17 protein-coding genes are annotated in these 16,842 nt (G+C 42.6%); 8 read left to right on the top strand and 9 right to left on the bottom strand.

Features of this window, described 5'->3' with window-relative positions; genetic code table 11:
* Positions 1–28 precede the first annotated feature (28 nt).
* The 5 genes from prmA to BLP33_RS03215 all read right to left on the bottom strand — a co-directional run bounded on the left by prmA (position 29) and on the right by BLP33_RS03215 (position 3,889).
* The gene (prmA, locus tag BLP33_RS03235) at positions 29–865 is read right to left on the bottom strand and encodes a 50S ribosomal protein L11 methyltransferase (RefSeq protein ID WP_090526182.1); all 837 of its coding nucleotides are present in this window, start codon (positions 863–865) and stop codon (positions 29–31) included.
* 54 nt (positions 866–919) lie between these two features.
* Positions 920–1,390, bottom strand: a complete 471-nt coding sequence (locus tag BLP33_RS03230; protein WP_090524816.1) for a hypothetical protein — start codon at positions 1,388–1,390, stop codon at positions 920–922.
* Positions 1,391–1,510: 120 nt separating this feature from the next.
* Entirely contained in the window at positions 1,511–2,275 is a 765-nt protein-coding gene (gene tpiA / locus BLP33_RS03225; protein WP_090524814.1) for a triose-phosphate isomerase, read from the bottom strand.
* Positions 2,276–2,391: 116 nt separating this feature from the next.
* On the bottom strand, positions 2,392–3,576 hold the full coding sequence (locus tag BLP33_RS03220) for a GlmU family protein (RefSeq protein ID WP_090524813.1): 1,185 nt from the start codon (positions 3,574–3,576) through the stop codon (positions 2,392–2,394).
* A 64-nt stretch (positions 3,577–3,640) separates the two neighbouring features.
* On the bottom strand, positions 3,641–3,889 hold the full coding sequence (locus BLP33_RS03215; protein ID WP_090524811.1) for a type B 50S ribosomal protein L31: 249 nt from the start codon (positions 3,887–3,889) through the stop codon (positions 3,641–3,643).
* A 242-nt stretch (positions 3,890–4,131) separates the two neighbouring features.
* Here BLP33_RS03215 and BLP33_RS03210 point away from each other — a divergent pair, with 242 nt between their 5' ends.
* Positions 4,132–5,241 (top strand): NHL repeat-containing protein, encoded by a 1,110-nt coding sequence (locus BLP33_RS03210; protein WP_090524809.1) that lies wholly within the window; start codon positions 4,132–4,134, stop codon positions 5,239–5,241.
* A 13-nt stretch (positions 5,242–5,254) separates the two neighbouring features.
* Here BLP33_RS03210 and mce read toward each other — a convergent pair whose 3' ends face one another.
* Entirely contained in the window at positions 5,255–5,653 is a 399-nt protein-coding gene (mce, locus tag BLP33_RS03205) for a methylmalonyl-CoA epimerase (RefSeq protein ID WP_090524808.1), read from the bottom strand.
* A 109-nt stretch (positions 5,654–5,762) separates the two neighbouring features.
* Here mce and BLP33_RS03200 point away from each other — a divergent pair, with 109 nt between their 5' ends.
* The 3 genes from BLP33_RS03200 (at position 5,763) to BLP33_RS03190 (ending at position 7,962) form a co-directional block, all read left to right on the top strand.
* Positions 5,763–6,974, top strand: a complete 1,212-nt coding sequence (locus BLP33_RS03200; RefSeq protein WP_090524805.1) for an IscS subfamily cysteine desulfurase — start codon at positions 5,763–5,765, stop codon at positions 6,972–6,974.
* A gap of 121 nt (positions 6,975–7,095) precedes the next feature.
* The gene (iscU, locus tag BLP33_RS03195) at positions 7,096–7,509 is read left to right on the top strand and encodes a Fe-S cluster assembly scaffold IscU (protein ID WP_076378185.1); all 414 of its coding nucleotides are present in this window, start codon (positions 7,096–7,098) and stop codon (positions 7,507–7,509) included.
* A gap of 126 nt (positions 7,510–7,635) precedes the next feature.
* Positions 7,636–7,962 (top strand): HesB/IscA family protein, encoded by a 327-nt coding sequence (locus BLP33_RS03190; RefSeq protein ID WP_090526181.1) that lies wholly within the window; start codon positions 7,636–7,638, stop codon positions 7,960–7,962.
* A 117-nt stretch (positions 7,963–8,079) separates the two neighbouring features.
* On the opposite strand, the gene BLP33_RS03185 is transcribed toward BLP33_RS03190, so the two are convergent.
* Both BLP33_RS03185 and BLP33_RS03180 read right to left on the bottom strand, forming a co-directional pair.
* Complete coding sequence (locus tag BLP33_RS03185; RefSeq protein WP_090524803.1) at positions 8,080–8,910, bottom strand: nuclear transport factor 2 family protein; 831 nt, start codon at positions 8,908–8,910, stop codon at positions 8,080–8,082.
* Between the two features lie 222 nt (positions 8,911–9,132).
* Positions 9,133–9,729 carry a short chain dehydrogenase gene (locus BLP33_RS03180; RefSeq protein WP_090524802.1) on the bottom strand — a complete coding sequence of 199 codons (597 nt, stop codon included), beginning with the start codon at positions 9,727–9,729 and terminating at the stop codon, positions 9,133–9,135.
* A gap of 144 nt (positions 9,730–9,873) precedes the next feature.
* Here BLP33_RS03180 and BLP33_RS03175 point away from each other — a divergent pair, with 144 nt between their 5' ends.
* Together BLP33_RS03175 and BLP33_RS03170 are read left to right on the top strand one after the other, a co-directional pair.
* Positions 9,874–11,784 carry an AMP-dependent synthetase/ligase gene (locus BLP33_RS03175; RefSeq protein ID WP_090524800.1) on the top strand — a complete coding sequence of 637 codons (1,911 nt, stop codon included), beginning with the start codon at positions 9,874–9,876 and terminating at the stop codon, positions 11,782–11,784.
* Between the two features lie 154 nt (positions 11,785–11,938).
* A complete protein-coding gene (locus BLP33_RS03170) occupies positions 11,939–13,141 on the top strand; it encodes a DUF763 domain-containing protein (protein ID WP_090524798.1) in 1,203 nt (400 codons plus the stop codon).
* On the opposite strand, the gene BLP33_RS03165 is transcribed toward BLP33_RS03170, so the two are convergent.
* Complete coding sequence (locus tag BLP33_RS03165; protein ID WP_090524797.1) at positions 13,133–13,666, bottom strand: DUF4142 domain-containing protein; 534 nt, start codon at positions 13,664–13,666, stop codon at positions 13,133–13,135. The two genes, BLP33_RS03170 and BLP33_RS03165, sit on opposite strands and share 9 nt — an antisense overlap.
* Positions 13,667–14,110: 444 nt before the next feature.
* On the opposite strand from BLP33_RS03165, the gene BLP33_RS03160 reads away from it, so the two are divergent.
* A complete protein-coding gene (locus tag BLP33_RS03160) occupies positions 14,111–14,755 on the top strand; it encodes a response regulator (RefSeq protein WP_090524795.1) in 645 nt (214 codons plus the stop codon).
* Positions 14,756–14,849: 94 nt separating this feature from the next.
* Positions 14,850–16,760 carry an AAA domain-containing protein gene (locus BLP33_RS03155; protein ID WP_090524793.1) on the top strand — a complete coding sequence of 637 codons (1,911 nt, stop codon included), beginning with the start codon at positions 14,850–14,852 and terminating at the stop codon, positions 16,758–16,760.
* Positions 16,761–16,842 lie beyond the last annotated feature (82 nt).

Genomic DNA, 16,842 nt, shown 5'->3' with positions numbered 1-16,842 from the left:
CCTTTAGGGGAGGGTTTGGGTGGGGCTTTTACTTTATAAACTTAGCAGCTACCCATTCTTTATCTTTTTTATGGGTAATATATTTCAGGCCGTACTTTCGGGCTTCGTCGATAATGATATCCAGGTCGGGCGACTCATAGAAACCACTGAAGTAAATCTCGCCATCGGTCTTTAACGCTTCAGCATAACGCGGCATCTGGTCGATAAGGATATTGCGGTTGATGTTGGCCAGGATAGTATCATATTGCTCATCCGGGATAACTTCTTTTGACCCGCAAAGTGGTTTGATATTACCCACATTATTCAAAGCCGAATTTTCGATAGTGCTTTCATAACAAACCGGGTCGTAATCAATGGCGGTGATATCGTCGGCACCCAGTTTGGCTGCCATAATAGCAAGGATCCCCGTACCGCATCCCATGTCAAGCACTTTTTTACCGGCAAATTCATTTTCAAGCATCAGCCCCAGCATCATAGCTGTGGTTTGATGATGCCCGGTGCCAAATGCCATTTTAGGGTCTATCACTATCTCGTATTGAAACTCGGGTTTAGGTTCATGAAAGGTTGCCCGTACATAAATCTTATCCCCTATCTCTATAGGTTCAAAATTACTTTCCCACACCTCGTTCCAATTTTTCTGCGGAATGAGTGTTATCTCGTAACTAAAAGTGAACAAGTCTTTATAGGGTAATAATTGCTCATCAAGCGCCTGCTGGTCAAAAACACCTTCTGGAATATAAGCTTTAAAGCCAAGCTCAAGCTCTTCAAAAGTATCAAAACCTATCTCACCCAAAGCATTTATCAGCAGATCCTGCTGGTAATCTTCGGTGGTGATGGTAGTAAAAAACAGTTCGTAGTAATTCATTTTGATTTTTTCGTTGTTAACCCACACCAGAAATCCGATCGGCCGGCAGAGAATTTAAGCTGCAACTGCGGGTTCAACCGGCTCGCTATCTGCGCTTGTCCTCTTCCTGTCGAGTAAATACAGTACAATAAAGTTAACAATCCAGTAAACAGCTTGTATTTCGGTCATATACCACCAAAAACTAAACAGGGGGCTATATCCATCTTCCGGCAACCATATAATATAGCTTAGGGCCCCGGCAAATAATATACAAACCAGGGCAATGCAGGCTCCGGCAATAAAGCGCGCCGAAGCTCCTTTATGTTTAACCCAATTCCAAAGCGGTATGATGATCAGGTACTGTGTGAGAATTCCATCTGCAAGCAATAAGGGCCAAAAAAGGCTGAAGTAGGCCATGAGGCTATACAGGTTACCGTTACCAATTTCGCCAATGCGCATAGGGTGATCGGGCATATTGAGATATACAACCGCCCAAAATACGCCAAAATCGACCAAAACGGGTAAAAGAACTTTTAAAAGCTTCATGCTTCTGTTAGATTTGAGACGTGAGATATGAGATTTGAGAGTTTATTTTCATAAACAGCTCAAACCCGCTTTGGTTTGGGCCTTGTCTCAGATCTCATATCTAAAATCTCATATCTAATATTAATTAAATGTTTTAACGATATCTGTAAAGTCGCGCGATTTCAGGGAAGCACCGCCGATAAGGCCACCATCAATATCAGGCTGGGCAAACAGTTCGGCAGCATTGGTCGGGTTGCAGCTACCGCCGTATAAAATGGTAGTAGCATCAGCAACTTCCTGGCTATACTTAGCGGCAATTTCTTTACGGATAAATTCGTGAATTTCCTGTGCTTGTGCTGATGTAGCAGTTACACCTGTACCAATAGCCCAAACCGGTTCGTAAGCAATAACCAATTTAGCAAAAGCTTCAGCATCAAGGTGAAAGATGCCATCTACCAACTGAGTTTTGATCACATCAAAATGTGTATTGGCTTCACGCTCCTGCAAAGTTTCGCCAATGCAGAAGATAGGGCGAAGATCATTTTTTAAAGCAGTATCCGTTTTTTTGGCAAGCAAAGCATTGGTTTCGCCAAAATACTGGCGGCGTTCTGAGTGGCCAAGGATCACATAAGCGGCACCTGTAGATTTGATCATCTTAGCAGAGATCTCACCTGTGTAAGCACCTTTTTCTTCCTGGTGGGCATTTTGTGCGCCAACAGCAATTTTGCTATAACCTTTTGACAATTGCACCAGGCTATGAATGTGGATGAACGGACTGCAGATCACTGCTTCCTGCGTGCCGGTAGCCTCATCTTTTACCATGTTGATGATTTCTGAAAATAAAGCTAAACCTTCATTGTAATCAAGGTTCATTTTCCAGTTTCCGGCAACGATTTTCTTTCTCATGATTTTATTATTTTATTTATTAGTGAATGGTTGATTGGGTTGATTAGGTGAGTAGTTCATAAAGTTCAATTAAATGGTGATATTACCCCACTCACCTAATCAACCACTCACCAAAATCAAAACTGCCTATACTTCTCTGTCTGTTCAAATATGGCTGTTAATAAGTTCTGTTCGATTTCATCAAAATCACGGTGATCGCGGCGGTCGAATACTTTCTGGGCGGTTTCAAACATTTTATTGATCAAATAAACTTCGAAGCCCTGCGCGCCTCCCCATGAAAAGTCGGGCACAAAGTTACGCGGAAAACCTGCTCCAAAAACGTTGGCCCCTACCCCTACTACTGTACCGGTATTAAACATGGTATTGATCCCGCTTTTTGCATGATCGGCCATAATGAGGCCGCAGAATTGAAGGCCCGTTTTACGGAAACGTTGTGTACTGTAATCCCAAAGTTTTACTTCGGCGTAGTTATTCTTCAGGTTTGAATTGTTTGTATCAGCGCCGATATTACACCATTCGCCTAAAACCGAGTTGCCAAGGTAGCCTTCGTGACCTTTTGAGGAATATCCCCAAATTACCGAATTATTTATTTCGCCCCCAACCCGGCAATACGGCCCAACGGTGGTAGCACCATAAATCTTAGTCCCCATTTTCACCTGCGAATGTTCGCAAATGGCAAATGGCCCGCGGATATGTGTACCTTCCCAAATTTCGGTATTAGCCGAAAGGTAAATCGGTCCGTTAGTCGTGTTAAATGTCGAACATTCGGCAACAGCACCTTCCTCAGCAAAAAAATCGTCGCCTATAACAATGTTAGTTGAACTGATAGCCGCGCTTGTTCGTCCTTTAGTAAGCAGCTGAAAATCTTTACGAAGCTCGATGTCGTTCTTCCTGAAAATATCTTCAGGGTATTTGATCGATACAAAAAGGTTCGAATAGTTTACCACATCGCCAAAATCAGCATTAGCATCAAAGCTTTCCGCATCCGCGGCATTAAGTTTAACGGCTATTAACTGATCATTGTATTTAAGCGCCTGCCCGGTTTGCAGTTTATCAATTGCTTCAACCAGGTTTTCATCCGGACATATAGCGCCATTGATCAAAACGTTATCAGCCTCAATATTTACCGGGAACTTAATCTTTAGGTAATCAAGCGTTTGAAAAGAATGAGCGCTTTTTAAATGCCTGGCCCATTTTTCGGCAATGGTAAGCATCCCGATACGAAGATCGGCAACCGGCCGGGTATAGGTAAGGGGTAACAGCGTATGGTGTGCGTTATCGTCAAAAAGGATAATTGCCATGGCGCAAAAATAAAAAAAGTCCCGACTGCAAAGCCGGGACTTGTAAATATTAATTAAACAAAAATTACTTTTTGTTGTAACGTGAGCGGAATTTGTCAATACGACCTGCAGTATCAACCAGTTTCATTTTACCGGTGTAGAACGGGTGCGAAGTGTGAGAAATCTCTAATTTAACCAATGGATATTCGTTACCATCTTCCCATTTAACGGTTTCGCGGGTATCGATGCAAGATTTAGTGATAAAAGAATAGTCGTTTGACATATCTTTAAATACAACTAACCTATAGTTTGATGGATGCAGATCTTTTTTCATTATATTATATAAACTTACCTTCTGTACTTTACTTAAAAGAGGTGCAAATGTAATAATAAAAGTGAAAACTGGAAAAGCAAATTAAAAATAAAATCAACCAGATACGATGCCTATCAATTTACTTTTAAATTTATATTTGGGGAAACAGTCTCCCTGCACTATTTGATAGCTTTTTAACGATAGCTACAATAAAACCGGCTGTTTGTTGTTTTAATAATCAAACTTGAACCATATCCACAAACATGAATAATAAAAGATTTATTCCCGCTTTATTACTTATTGGAATTTCAACTTCTGTAGCATTATTTAGCTGCAGTAAAGATAAACCAGCCCCGGGCACGGATGACAACCCCAAATTAGAAAATCTTCCGGGACATACTTATACCCTTGCAGGTAATGGCACGTATGGATATATTGATGGCCTAAGAGCAAATGCAGCACTCAATAACCCTAATGGTGTAGCGGTAGACGCTGCCGGCAATTTGTATGTTACCGACCAGGGCAACAATGCTATCCGCAAAATTACGTCCGAAGGCATTGTAACTACGCTGGCGGGCGGGACGGGGGCCGGACTGGTTAACGGCCCCGCCAAATCGGCAAAATTTGATAATCCCATAGGTATTGCGCTCGACTCGAAAGGAAATATTTTTGTTGCCGATTTTGGTAACAACGTAATTAGAAAAGTAGCAACCGACGGCACTGTGAGTACATTTGCAGGTTCGGGAGTAATAGGCTTTAACGATGGAAAAGGCCCATTAGCAACCTTTAATGGCCCGGCGGGAATAGCAATTGACCACGCCGACAACCTGTATATAACAGATAATCATAACATTATCAGAAAAATTACGCCATCACAGGATGTTACAACATTTGCAGGCAATGTGCATTCGGGCCCCGGTTTTGCAGACGGAACCGGTTCAGAAGCTAATTTTCGGTTACCGGAAGGCTTAGCTATTGACGGTGCTGATAATATTTATGTAGCCGATTATAGTAATAATATGATCAGGAAAATAACCCCCGCCGCGGTAGTTACAACAGTTGCCGGCAAGCTTGCACCCGGATCTGACAACGGTGCTTCAACATCGGCAACCTTCAACGGGCCTCTGGGTGTAGCTGTAGATAAAAACGGAAACATATATGTAACCGATAACCTAAGCTTGATTAGAAAAATAGCGGCAAGTGGCGAAGTAACTACGCTTGCAGGCACAAAAGAAAGAGCCTTTTATGATGGTGCAAACTTGCAGGCTAAATTTAACGACCCCCATGGCATAGCGGTAGATGCCAGCGGTAACATATATGTTGGCGACGAACAAAATGCCAGGATCAGGAAAATTATCCCACCTGCAAAATAATATCGATTAAAGTTTAAATTTCCTGGCACAGTTCTATTAGCACCCCATTAGCATTTTTGGGGTGCACAAAGCATACCAGTTTATTGTCAGCCCCTTGTTTAGGCTTATCATTTAACAAAACAAAACCCTCACTTTTAAGGCGTTTCATCTCCTGTTCTATATCATCTACCTCAAAGGCTATATGATGGATCCCCTCCCCTTTTTTAGCTATAAATTTAGCTATAGCACTATCGTCATTCAACGCCTGGAGCAATTCAATCTTATTTGGTCCGCTTCGCAAAAATGCAGTAAGCACATGTTCGCTTTCAACGGTTTCGGTTTTATATACCGGTGTGTTCAATAATTTAGCGTAGATCTCGCCTGCTAATTTAACACTGTTAACTGCAATGCCAATGTGCTCCACTTTGTTCATGTCCAAATATTGTAAATTATTGGTCAGCTTTGGTTATTTGCGAAGGATTTTAGCTGAATTTCAATAAAAACTTGTGTATCTTTGTTTTGTTAATATATTTCAAAGGACTATGAATATCCCAATTTATTTAGATAACAATGCAACTACACCAATGGACCCAAGGGTACTGGAGGCTATGTTACCATATTTTAACGAAAAATTTGGTAATGCGGCAAGCCGTAACCATGCGTTTGGATGGGTTGCAGAGGAGGCGGTTGATTACGCACGCGAACAGGTTGCCAAATTGATAGGCGCATCTGAAAAAGAGATCATCTTTACCTCTGGTGCTACAGAATCAGATAACCTTGCTATTAAAGGGGTGTTTGAAATGTACAAAGACAAAGGTAACCATATCATAACTGCAGTTACAGAGCATAAAGCTGTGCTTGATGCCTGCAAACACGTAGAAAAACTGGGCGGTAAGGTAACTTATTTACCGGTTAAAGAGGACGGTCTTGTTGATCTTGCTGAGCTTGAAGCAGCAATGACGCCTGAAACCATCCTGGTATCGATTATGTATGGCAACAACGAGATAGGCGTTATCCAGCCAATTAAAGAAATTTCGGCCATAGCCCACAAACACGGCGCGTTGTTTATGACCGATGCTGTACAGGCTGTAGGTAAGATCCCTGTTGATGTTAATGCTGATGGTATCGACTTATTAGCTTTATCAGCACACAAAATATATGGCCCTAAAGGTGTTGGCGCTTTATACGTACGCCGTAAAGGCCCAAGGGTTAAAGTTACCGCACAAATGGACGGTGGCGGTCACGAGCGTGGCATGCGTTCAGGTACCCTTAACGTACCGGGTATTGTTGGCTTAGGTAAAGCCTGCGAACTTTGCGGCGAGGAAATGGAAAGCGAGGCAAAACGCCTGTCAGCTTTACGCGATAAATTGCAATCAGCTTTAACCGTGTTGGAAGAAAGCTATGTAAACGGTAACGTTGAACACCGCTTACCACATGTTGCCAACATTTCGTTTAAATATGTTGAAGGTGAAGGCTTGATGATGGCCATGAAAGATCTGGCTGTATCATCAGGTTCGGCTTGTACTTCTGCTTCATTGGAGCCATCATACGTATTGAAAAGCTTAGGCCTGTCTGATGACCTGGCCCACTCTTCTATCCGTTTTGGCTTAGGTCGTTTCACTACCGAAGAAGAAGTTGATTACGCAATTGAAGTAACCAAAAAAGCGGTTACCCACCTGCGCGACCTTTCACCACTTTGGGAAATGTTTAAAGAGGGCATCGACCTTAACTCAATTGAGTGGGCAGAACACTAATTTAATTTCGGATTTGGAAGGTTCGATTTCGGATTTTTCATTCCAGATACAAAAAATAAATATTACGAGTTTAAATTATTCAATAATTCACTAACTCACTAATTCAATAATTAAAAAGACAATGGCATATTCAGATAAAGTAATCGATCACTACACTAACCCCCGCAATGTGGGCACTTTGGATAAAAGCAGCCACAAAGTAGGTACCGGCTTAGTTGGTGCACCTGAGTGCGGCGACGTAATGCGCCTGCAGATCCAGGTTGATGATAACAATGTTATCACCGATGCAAAATTCAAAACTTTCGGTTGCGGTTCGGCAATCGCTTCATCATCATTAGCTACCGAGTGGCTTAAAGGCAAAAGCATCGACGATGCAATGAAAATCGACAACATGGATATCGTTGAAGAGCTTGCCCTTCCACCGGTAAAAATCCACTGTTCAGTTTTGGCAGAGGATGCTATCAAAGCAGCGATCAATGATTTCCGCGTTAAAAACGGTTTAGCGCCAATTGAAAGCGAAAAAGTACATCACTAAGAAGATGTGAGATATTAGATGTGAGATTTGAGACTCATATCTGATTTGTATACGTATAATTGATTTTGATGATTTGCGGTGTGACTTGGTCTCATGTTTCAAATCTCATATCTCAAATCTAAAAAAATGGTAACTGTAACTGATAAAGCAAAAAGCAAAATAGAACACCTAATGCAGGATGCAGGGCTTGATGCCTCGTACTTTCTGCGTGTATCTGTTCAGGGCGGTGGTTGCTCTGGCTTATCATACAATCTTGATTTTGATAACGAAGAGAAAAAAGGCGATCAGTTTTTTGAAGACCAGGGCGTACGTATGGCGCTTGACATGAAATCGTTCCTGTATCTTGCCGGTACCGAGCTTGATTTTTCAGACGGGCTTAACGGCAAAGGCTTCAATTTCCACAACCCTAACGCCAGCCGTACCTGCGGCTGCGGCGAAAGTTTTTCGGTATAAATTCAACCTTAAAATAATTGAAAAGAGGCGCGATGAGCGCCTCCTTTTGTTTTACAATCTGCCACGGGCTTTCACAAGCCCAGGGTTTAACATGGCTTCAGCTTTCAGCTGAACTCACTAAAACATATCCTCTGCTATAACACCATCAGGTACAACCTGCTCTACACTCCAGTGTTCTGCAATTTTACCCTTAGCCACCCTGAATATCTCATAAAATACAAACGTTTTGCCGTCCCAGTTAAACTGTGATTGAACTGCAGCAAAATTACCTTCAGCTATAATCCTGTGAACCTTAACGGCCCGTTCCGGGCCCGCAAGATAGTCTGCCAGTCCAATACCCGACGTAATTACAGAGGCATCATGCTCGATGTAAGCGGTATCAATAAACCGATTAGCAGATTGCTTACCTATAATCGCTTTGTAAAATTGCTCAACAATAAGTTTGCTATTTTCCGCAGACGCATTATGATCAATTTCAGTTGTGCCATTAGTGGCAGTGACTGTTTTCCCGCTTTCATCGGGCAAAGGCTGGATAGCATCCCAATGTTCAGTTAACATCCCATCCTTTAATTTAAACAGGTCGATCACAGCCATCCGCCTCCCCAAAAATGAAATATCAAGATGAGTCACTACTAAGTCGCCATCCTGTATCGCTCTTATAATTGGCGACTTTGCATCTTCGGGCGGTGGTGGTAAAGTTTTCAGGTAATTGACCATTTCTGTTATGCCTGCCCTCCCCTGCTTAACGGTAGGGTTATGTTGTTTATAATCTTCGGCTATAAATTCGGGGACCAGCTCTGTTTTACGCTGCCCTACTATTTGTTTATAAAAGGACAATACTTTTTGTTTATTGGTTATGGTATCCATACAGGTATGAGATTTTGCTTCCCGGGCAATGCACGTAAAAATGCAGCAAATGCCCAAAGTAAATATTTGAGTAATTTTCATTACCGGTTAAATAAAATTGATCAGAATTTTGAGACAATACTAAACACTGCCGCGAATTGCAGCGTGTTACCGAACCTGTATCAACAGGCCGGGGCCTTAGGCAACCCTTGTTTTATATGTGGAGATAGTAATTATGAAGTGAAGATAAGGAAAGTTTGGAAATTACCAGACTTACGAAGTTTCAAAAACTTCGTAAGTCTCTTCCGGTTTTGACAAAGCTTATCAAAACACCTTGATCACCTGTCCTGTAATGGCCCCAAGTACGCTTTTAATGTAAGCGTTGGCTACCTTATCCATAGCAACGGGTTCATGGCCGGGGAAGTATTCAAAATAACCGGGCGAATCTTCAACAACACCGGGACTCACCGCGTTGATCCGCACACCATTTTGCAATTCAATGGCTGCACCTACTATAAAGGAATTTAGTCCACCGTTAATGGTGCCCAAATTCACGCCGTTTACAACCGGATCTTCCGATAAGATACCTGAGGTAAGCGTAAATGAGCCCTTAGGATTAATATGATGCTGGCCTATCAGTACAAGATTTATCTGGCCAAGGAGCTTGCTTTCAATTCCTTTTTTGAAATCGGCAGGGGTTGTACTCGCCAGTGGGCCGAAATGCCCCGATCCGGTAGTACTCACCAACGCATCAAACGGGCCAACCTTTTCATAAAACCTTTCAATCGATTCGGGTGAAGTAATATCCAATTGAAAATCACCACTTTTTGAGCCTGCTGTAATAATCTCGTTTTTGCCTTGCAATGCTTCGGTAACTTTTTTGCCAATAGTGCCCGAAGCACCGATAATAATTATCTTCATAGCATATGTTTTTATCCAAGTTAGTAAGCTTAACGTAAATCAGCATCATCACAAAGTAAAACATGTTCAGTTGTCAAATACCCGTATCAATGCTTGTTTTTATAAAAATAGATTTAGATTTGTTTCCAATATCCAATTATTTAAATGAGTAAAAATACCGAGCTTTCAACTGTTCCGAGTTTCATTCGCAATACCGTTGCAAAAATCCATCCTTTAGATCATACTTTCCTGCTTCATAAAGTTAAAGATACCTGGGTAGAGATCAGCTACGGTGAAGCCTTAGAAAAAATAGACGCGATTTCGGCCTGGTTCCTGCACATCGGTATCAGGAAGGGCGATAGGCTCTCACTCATCATTGAAAACGGGCCCAATTACGTTTATTATGATCAGGCCCTGCAACAGATTGGTGCCGTTAACACCTCTATATACCCCACCCTTACCGAAAACGAGATAGAATATATCCTGAATGACTCAGGGGCTCGTACTATCATCTGTGGCAACCCTTTCTTGTTCAGGAAAGTTTTAAAGGTGGCAAACAACTGTCCGGAACTAATCCGCCTGATCCCGGCATTTGATGATTTTGAAAAATTCAGCGATAAGGTAAGCTTAAATGCCGGCGTAATTGGCTTTGACCAGGTAATTACCGAGGGCAGCAAATTGCTGGAGCAATATCGCCATGCTATTAATGCAGCACGTGAAGCTATCTTAACAACTGATACTTCATGCCTCATTTACACTTCGGGGACTACAGGGGTACCTAAAGGCGTGGTACTAACCCACCATAACCTCACGCAAAACGCTATCAATAGTTTAATTCAGATTCCGTTTGTTGAAAAAACTGATAGATTTCTGTCGTTCCTGCCGCTATCGCATGTATTTGAGCGCACCATTTACCATATAGCAATTTACCGTGGCTCGCAAATAGCTTTTGCCCAAAGTTTGGAGCTGCTGGCCAAAAACATGGCCGAGGTTAAACCTACTATACTTTGCTGCGTACCGCGGTTACTGGAACGCATCCACGACAAAGCCATCAAAAGCGGCACATCGGCAGGTGGCCTTAAAACAAAAATATTTCTTTGGGCATTTGAGATTGGTAAAAAAGTACGCCTGGTGCAGGAAGCCGGTAAATCGCCTAATGTTATTTTAAAGGCGCAGCACGGAATTGCCGAAAAGCTGGTATTCAGCAAGATCAAGGAAAAAACCGGCGGACGGCTGAAATTCATGGTATCAGGAGGTGGCGCACTGCCTAAAAACATCGGTGAATTTTTTGGCGACCTGGGCATTGTAATTTTGGAGGGCTTTGGCTTAACCGAAACATCACCCGTAATGGCGGTTACAGAACGCCACCGGGTAATTTATGGCACCGTTGGTCGTATTATTCCCGGTATTGAGGTGGCCATCCAGAATGTGGATACCAAACACATCTACAGCATACAAACACACGATAACTTTAAAGAAGATACCCTTACCGAAGAAGGCGAGATCATCGTTCGCGGGCATTGCGTAATGAAAGGCTACTGGAACAAGCCCGAAGAAACCGCCACCGTTATTGATTCGCACGGCTGGTTCCATACCGGCGATATCGGCAGGTTTTTCCGCGGCAATCTTCAGATTACTGATCGTCTCAAAAATATGCTGGTGAATGCTTACGGCAAAAACATCTACCCGACTCCGGTAGAGAACACCTACCTCAAAAGCCCTAAAATTGAACAGGTATTTTTGGTGGGCGATAAACGCGAATACATTGCCGCCATTATTGTGCCGGCACGCGAGACCCTGCAGGAAACTTTTAACCTTCAAAATGATTTCTTTGAACGCCCTGAGGTATTCATTAACGATAAAGAAATAGTTGACTGGATAGGCGCCGACATCAGGAAATACAGCAATGAGCTGGCCAAGTTCGAACGCATCAAATCATTCAAAATAAAACGTAACCCTTTCAGCATGGATGAGGGCGAGATCACGCCTACCATGAAAGCCAAACGCAAGGTCATCGAAAAGAAATACGCATCCGATATTGACGAATTGTACGTTGGAGAGACGGAGGAAGACTAAGCAGAACCATGATTTTGGGGATTTAAGAATTTCTTGATAGATAAAGGCAGTCCATCAGGTAATCGTTAATCAGGCCAATCAAGGTTCAAATTTATATCAGGAAATCCTTCAATCAAGTGCATCAAGGTTCTGTTTTTTTACTAACTTTGTTAGCATGAAGAGATCGGGCAGTGCTGACTTACCTTTACATTATGGCTATGTACCACAATGGCTTGCTGAGCGAATGGCTAAGCTTGGCCTTGCAGTGGTGGAAACCATTGTAATGGATTATGGTAAGGATGAAGTACTTCGCCGGCTAAGTGATCCATTTTGGTTTCAGAGTTTGGGCGCTGTTATGGGGATGGACTGGCATTCGTCGGGCATAACCACTTCTGTAATGGGCGCTTTGAAAAAATCCATCAACCCGCATAGCCGCGAATTGGGCATTTATATTTGTGGCGGTAAAGGTAAACACTCTACTCAAACACCTGCCGAACTGGTTAAGGTTGGCCAAACCACGGGACTTGATGCAAATTACCTGGTAAAATGCAGCAAGCTGAGCGCCAAAGTTGATAATACAGCCATACAGGATGGCTTCCAGCTTTATACCCATAATTTTATTTTAAGCGACACCGGCAAATGGGCCGTGGTTCAGCAAGGCATGAGCGATGTAAGCCGTACGGCCCGCAGATACCACTGGCATTCCGAACAGTTAAGCTCATTTGTTAACGACCCGCATACTTTTATCTATGGTAAAAACAGCGGCTATATCCTTAACATGACAGATAAGGGAGCGGATGGTTCGCGCAATGGTGTTATGCAGATTGCCGCCGAAAACCCGGGCATCATGATCAACGAGATCAGTAAACTGGTGATGCCCAGCCATCATGAAGTACATGCCAAAGATGTCGACCTGAAACGCCTTGGTGCCGTACTTTGGCTGGCTCATGAAAAACAACCCAAAGATTTTGAAGATCTGCTATTACTGCAAGGCTTAGGTGCCCGCACCTTACAGTCGCTGGCCCTGGTAAGTGAAGTGATCCATGGCACACCATCCCGGTTTAAAGACCCGGCGAGGTTTTCCTTTGCACATGGCGGCAAAGATGGCGCCCCATTCCCGGTGCCTACCAAAGTTTATGACGAAACCTTAAGTACCCTGCAAACGGCTATTCAAAAGGCAAAAATGGGCAACAGCGATAAAAATGAAGCTATCAAACGCCTTTCCCAAATAGCCGAAAGGGCTGAAAAAGATTTCACGCCCAATGCCAACTTTGATAAAGTTATTGAAAAGGAACGTAACGACTCATGGAAATATGGGGGCCGTACCGTTTTTGGCAAAGCCAAACCACCTGTTGAGCAGCAATTAAAGTTATTTTAATGTACTGCTAATCAGCTTTGCAGTATCTAAATGAGCCTGTAAACCAGGTAACATTTTATTTGCAAAATCGGCAAGGCTCGTATTTCTCCGGTCTTTTCCCGCCGTTTTGTATAAAGCTATTTGTTCAGTATGATCGTTTATAACCACTTGGATATAGGCCTTGTCAAACGCGCCGGCACGTTTTGTATCCAAATCATTAATAATTTGCTGATGCATAGGGCTAATAACAACCGAATCGGCAATAAAATTATCGGTCCTTAGTTTTTTGAAATCATCTGCCAGCATAGTATGGTCATCAATCATGAGCTTGGCAAACTGAATAACGCGTTGATTTTTTGAATTTGCGATTGCCAAACCAGATGCTTTTACAGAGGCGAGGGTTGATTCTTCCCCGCTTTTAATAAATAATAAACCGTTATCATCAACCAGGGCCTTGTTATAATTATTGGCATGCCGGTTACTTTGGCATGATTGTGCCATCACTAAAGCAAATAGGAATAATAAAAAGCTGGTTAATCGGCTCATGTTAATAGTTTAGTGTTTCAATATAACAAAAAAAAGTCGCAGTGGTTTTTTTACTTATTCCGTCTAAATTCAGAATCTAATCATCGTTTAAAACAACTTGTTCACAGGCACTTAAAGTTAATATTTTACTGCCGATGGCGGCCTCAAAAAGAAACGGATTGTCAGTTTAAACATACACTTGGGCTATAAAAAACACATTTGTATTTATAGTTAATCTTTTTTATATTTAAATTAATTCGCATAACAGCTGCAGTTATAAAAATGTTAAAATGCAACTATTTTAGTCCATAATTATAATCAACTCAGCATTAGGGAATTGAATTTTATAAGCCTTAACAATCCTAACAAAATAGAAGCTGCTTTGTAAATATTTAACTACAAACCAACAAGGGGCATCAATGTTGAGGCAATTTAAAATGAACTACTAAACAAAACCTTTACACTATGGCCAGCACCGAAAAAATCACCTGTTATTGCTTTAATAAAGACTGCGCAAACTCCATATATAACGATGCCACCTGCTTATCGATACAAGTGCCACTTGAGGTTGCGTTATCACGTACCTTGAATTGCATTGAATGCGGTACCGAACTTTTGTCTCCGTTACTTATCGAAATCAAAAAAGATATCCTCAATCTTATTAAAGACGATCGGCACCGTTCGGTTGCTATCATTGATGATGACATTATTTTTCATGAAACGGTTAAAATCATATTGAAAGATAATTGGTTAAATGCAAGCTTTTATATGGATCCGGAACCTGTTTACAAAGCATTATATAACAACCGGGATAAACATGCAGAAATACCCAACATTATTTTTCTTGACCTCGATATGCCGGTAATGGATGGGTGGGAATTTTTAAAGTTATTCAATAACATTTACAGCTCATTAGTAAAACCTGTGTCGGTTTATATTATTTCAAACTCTGTTGACCCTGCCGATCAGAAACGGGCCAAGGCGTACCCCTTTGTTAAAAGCTTTATTTCAAAACCATTAACAAGGCATTTTTTGGGTAAGATAAATGAAGAGCTTTCAAGGAATACAATTGCTCTTGAAGCAAAACCGGCACCTAACTGGCAGCAATAAATTGTTAATCGGGATATGAAAAGGAAAAATTCAAGTTCCCTTTTGTGTTTTATGTGATTGCACAAAAGCCGGGCCTAAGCTTTACCTTTGCAAAATGGACTATTTTAAAAAACTGCTCAGTTTACTGCAAACTGAGCAGGACGAAGACCGCCAGGCTTACCTCAAACTAACTGAAACATCTTCAGCTGCCGAACGCCGGGCAGCAGGGCTTACATGGTACCCCATAGCCATAAAAGGCACCGAAGTAGGCCGCGGCGATTACCTTACAGTTGAGGTGGAACGGCCTTCTCACCAGGACCTTAGTCACCAGTTCAGGTTCGGCGCTTCGGCTGCATTGTTCTCCAACCATGATCCTAAAACCGATCGTGTAAACGGCACAGTATCGTACCAGGGCGGCAACCGGTTAAAATTAACTTTGAACACCGACGAGCTGCCCGACTGGACCAGGAGCGGCAAGCTTGGCATCGACCTGCTGTTTGATGACAATAGCTATGACGAGATGCAGAAGGCGCTCAAACTATCTGCCAAGCTTGTTGATGATCATAAAGAAGGCCACCTTACCCGGGTGTTAACCGGGCAAAGTACGCCGGCTTTTATCCCCGAAACAATTCATCACCCGCTTAATGGTTTAAACGCTTCACAACAACAAGCTGTTCAAAAAATAATTGAGGCACAGGAACTTGCCATAGTTCACGGCCCTCCTGGCACCGGTAAAACAACCACGCTTGTACAGGCTATCAAGGCACTTATCAGACAAAACAAACAACAGATCCTTGTTGTAGCGCCAAGTAATACAGCGGTTGATTTGCTAAGCGAAAAGCTGAGCAATGAAGGTTTAAATGTACTCCGCATTGGCAATCCGGCAAGGGTATCTGAAAAGTTAATGGCTTTAACTTTAGATAGCAGGATAAGTGCCCATAGCGATATGAAGGAGATTAAAAAGCTTAAAAAGCAGGCTTCAGAGTACAAGAACATGGCGCACAAATACAAGCGCAATTTTGGCAAAGCCGAACGTGACCAGCGCAAGGCGCTTTTTGATGCAGCCCACCAGCTCATTAAAGAAGTGGATAAAACCGAACAATTTATTACGGAGGACCTGATTGGTAAAGCGCAGATAATTACGGCAACCCCTGTAGGCGCTAACCATTATACCATCCGCAATTTAAAGTTCCATACGGTAGTTATCGACGAAGCCGGTCAGGCGCTTGAGCCCGCCTGCTGGATCCCGATATCGAAGGCGCAAAAAGTGATCCTTGCCGGCGATCATTTGCAGCTCCCGCCTACCATTAAATCGCAACAGGCAGCCAAAGATGGCCTTAGTACTACCTTGCTCGAAAAATGCGCTGCCCTCCACCCCGGAGCGGTAATATTGCTCGAAGAACAATACCGTATGAATGAAGCCATTATGGGATTTTCATCCAAAGAGTTTTATGACAACAGGTTAAAAGCGCACCCCATCGTTGCCCATCAGTTGTTATTTCCCGGCGATTTGCCTATAAGCTTTGTTGATACTGCGGGCTGTGGTTATGATGAAAAACAGGAAGGCACCAGTACGGCGAATCCCGAAGAGGCCTCATTCCTGTTCAAACACTTGCATAAGCTGGTAAGCGAACTCACTGGATCTTATTCAACAGAAAACTTCCCAACTATAGCAGTTATTTCCCCATACAAAGAACAGATCAGGATTTTAAACCAATTGCTACTGGATTCACCGGAGTTGATGGTTTACGCAGATAAAATTGCCGTGAACACGATTGATAGTTTCCAGGGGCAGGAACGCGACGTGGTTTACATCAGCCTCACACGCAGCAATACCAACGGAGAGATAGGCTTCCTGAACGATATCCGCCGCATGAACGTGGCCATGACCCGCGCCCGCAAAAAACTGGTAATGATCGGCGATAGTTCAACACTTGCGTATGCTCCTTTTTATGGAGATATGATCAGTTATGCGGAACAGCTAAACGGTTATCAAAGCGCATGGGATTATGCAGGCTACGATTAAACGTCAATTGTTTGTTACATAAGCTTTAGCCCCATTCCAGCGTAGGATAATGGTTAAATTTATCCTTTCATCATTATCCACG

It is taken from the genome of Mucilaginibacter sp. NFR10 (assembly GCF_900100445.1).
Lineage (GTDB): Bacteria > Bacteroidota > Bacteroidia > Sphingobacteriales > Sphingobacteriaceae > Mucilaginibacter > Mucilaginibacter rubeus.
The sequence above is the reverse complement of the archived record's forward strand: the minus strand, read 5'-3'. Positions and strand labels throughout refer to the sequence as shown.

Coding starts and splice junctions, on each gene's coding strand:
- BLP33_RS03200 (WP_090524805.1), top strand. CDS start 5,763: ATGAATATCCCAATTTATTTAGATAACAATGCAACTACACCAATGGAC.
- iscU (WP_076378185.1), top strand. CDS start 7,096: ATGGCATATTCAGATAAAGTAATCGATCACTACACTAACCCCCGCAAT.
- BLP33_RS03220 (WP_090524813.1), bottom strand. CDS start 3,576: ATGGCAATTATCCTTTTTGACGATAACGCACACCATACGCTGTTACCC.
- tpiA (WP_090524814.1), bottom strand. CDS start 2,275: ATGAGAAAGAAAATCGTTGCCGGAAACTGGAAAATGAACCTTGATTAC.
- BLP33_RS03155 (WP_090524793.1), top strand. CDS start 14,850: ATGGACTATTTTAAAAAACTGCTCAGTTTACTGCAAACTGAGCAGGAC.
- mce (WP_090524808.1), bottom strand. CDS start 5,653: ATGAACAAAGTGGAGCACATTGGCATTGCAGTTAACAGTGTTAAATTA.
- BLP33_RS03190 (WP_090526181.1), top strand. CDS start 7,636: ATGGTAACTGTAACTGATAAAGCAAAAAGCAAAATAGAACACCTAATG.
- BLP33_RS03210 (WP_090524809.1), top strand. CDS start 4,132: ATGAATAATAAAAGATTTATTCCCGCTTTATTACTTATTGGAATTTCA.
- BLP33_RS03230 (WP_090524816.1), bottom strand. CDS start 1,390: ATGAAGCTTTTAAAAGTTCTTTTACCCGTTTTGGTCGATTTTGGCGTA.
- BLP33_RS03180 (WP_090524802.1), bottom strand. CDS start 9,729: ATGAAGATAATTATTATCGGTGCTTCGGGCACTATTGGCAAAAAAGTT.
- BLP33_RS03170 (WP_090524798.1), top strand. CDS start 11,939: ATGAAGAGATCGGGCAGTGCTGACTTACCTTTACATTATGGCTATGTA.
- BLP33_RS03165 (WP_090524797.1), bottom strand. CDS start 13,666: ATGAGCCGATTAACCAGCTTTTTATTATTCCTATTTGCTTTAGTGATG.
- BLP33_RS03185 (WP_090524803.1), bottom strand. CDS start 8,910: ATGAAAATTACTCAAATATTTACTTTGGGCATTTGCTGCATTTTTACG.
- BLP33_RS03215 (WP_090524811.1), bottom strand. CDS start 3,889: ATGAAAAAAGATCTGCATCCATCAAACTATAGGTTAGTTGTATTTAAA.
- BLP33_RS03160 (WP_090524795.1), top strand. CDS start 14,111: ATGGCCAGCACCGAAAAAATCACCTGTTATTGCTTTAATAAAGACTGC.
- BLP33_RS03175 (WP_090524800.1), top strand. CDS start 9,874: ATGAGTAAAAATACCGAGCTTTCAACTGTTCCGAGTTTCATTCGCAAT.
- prmA (WP_090526182.1), bottom strand. CDS start 865: ATGAATTACTACGAACTGTTTTTTACTACCATCACCACCGAAGATTAC.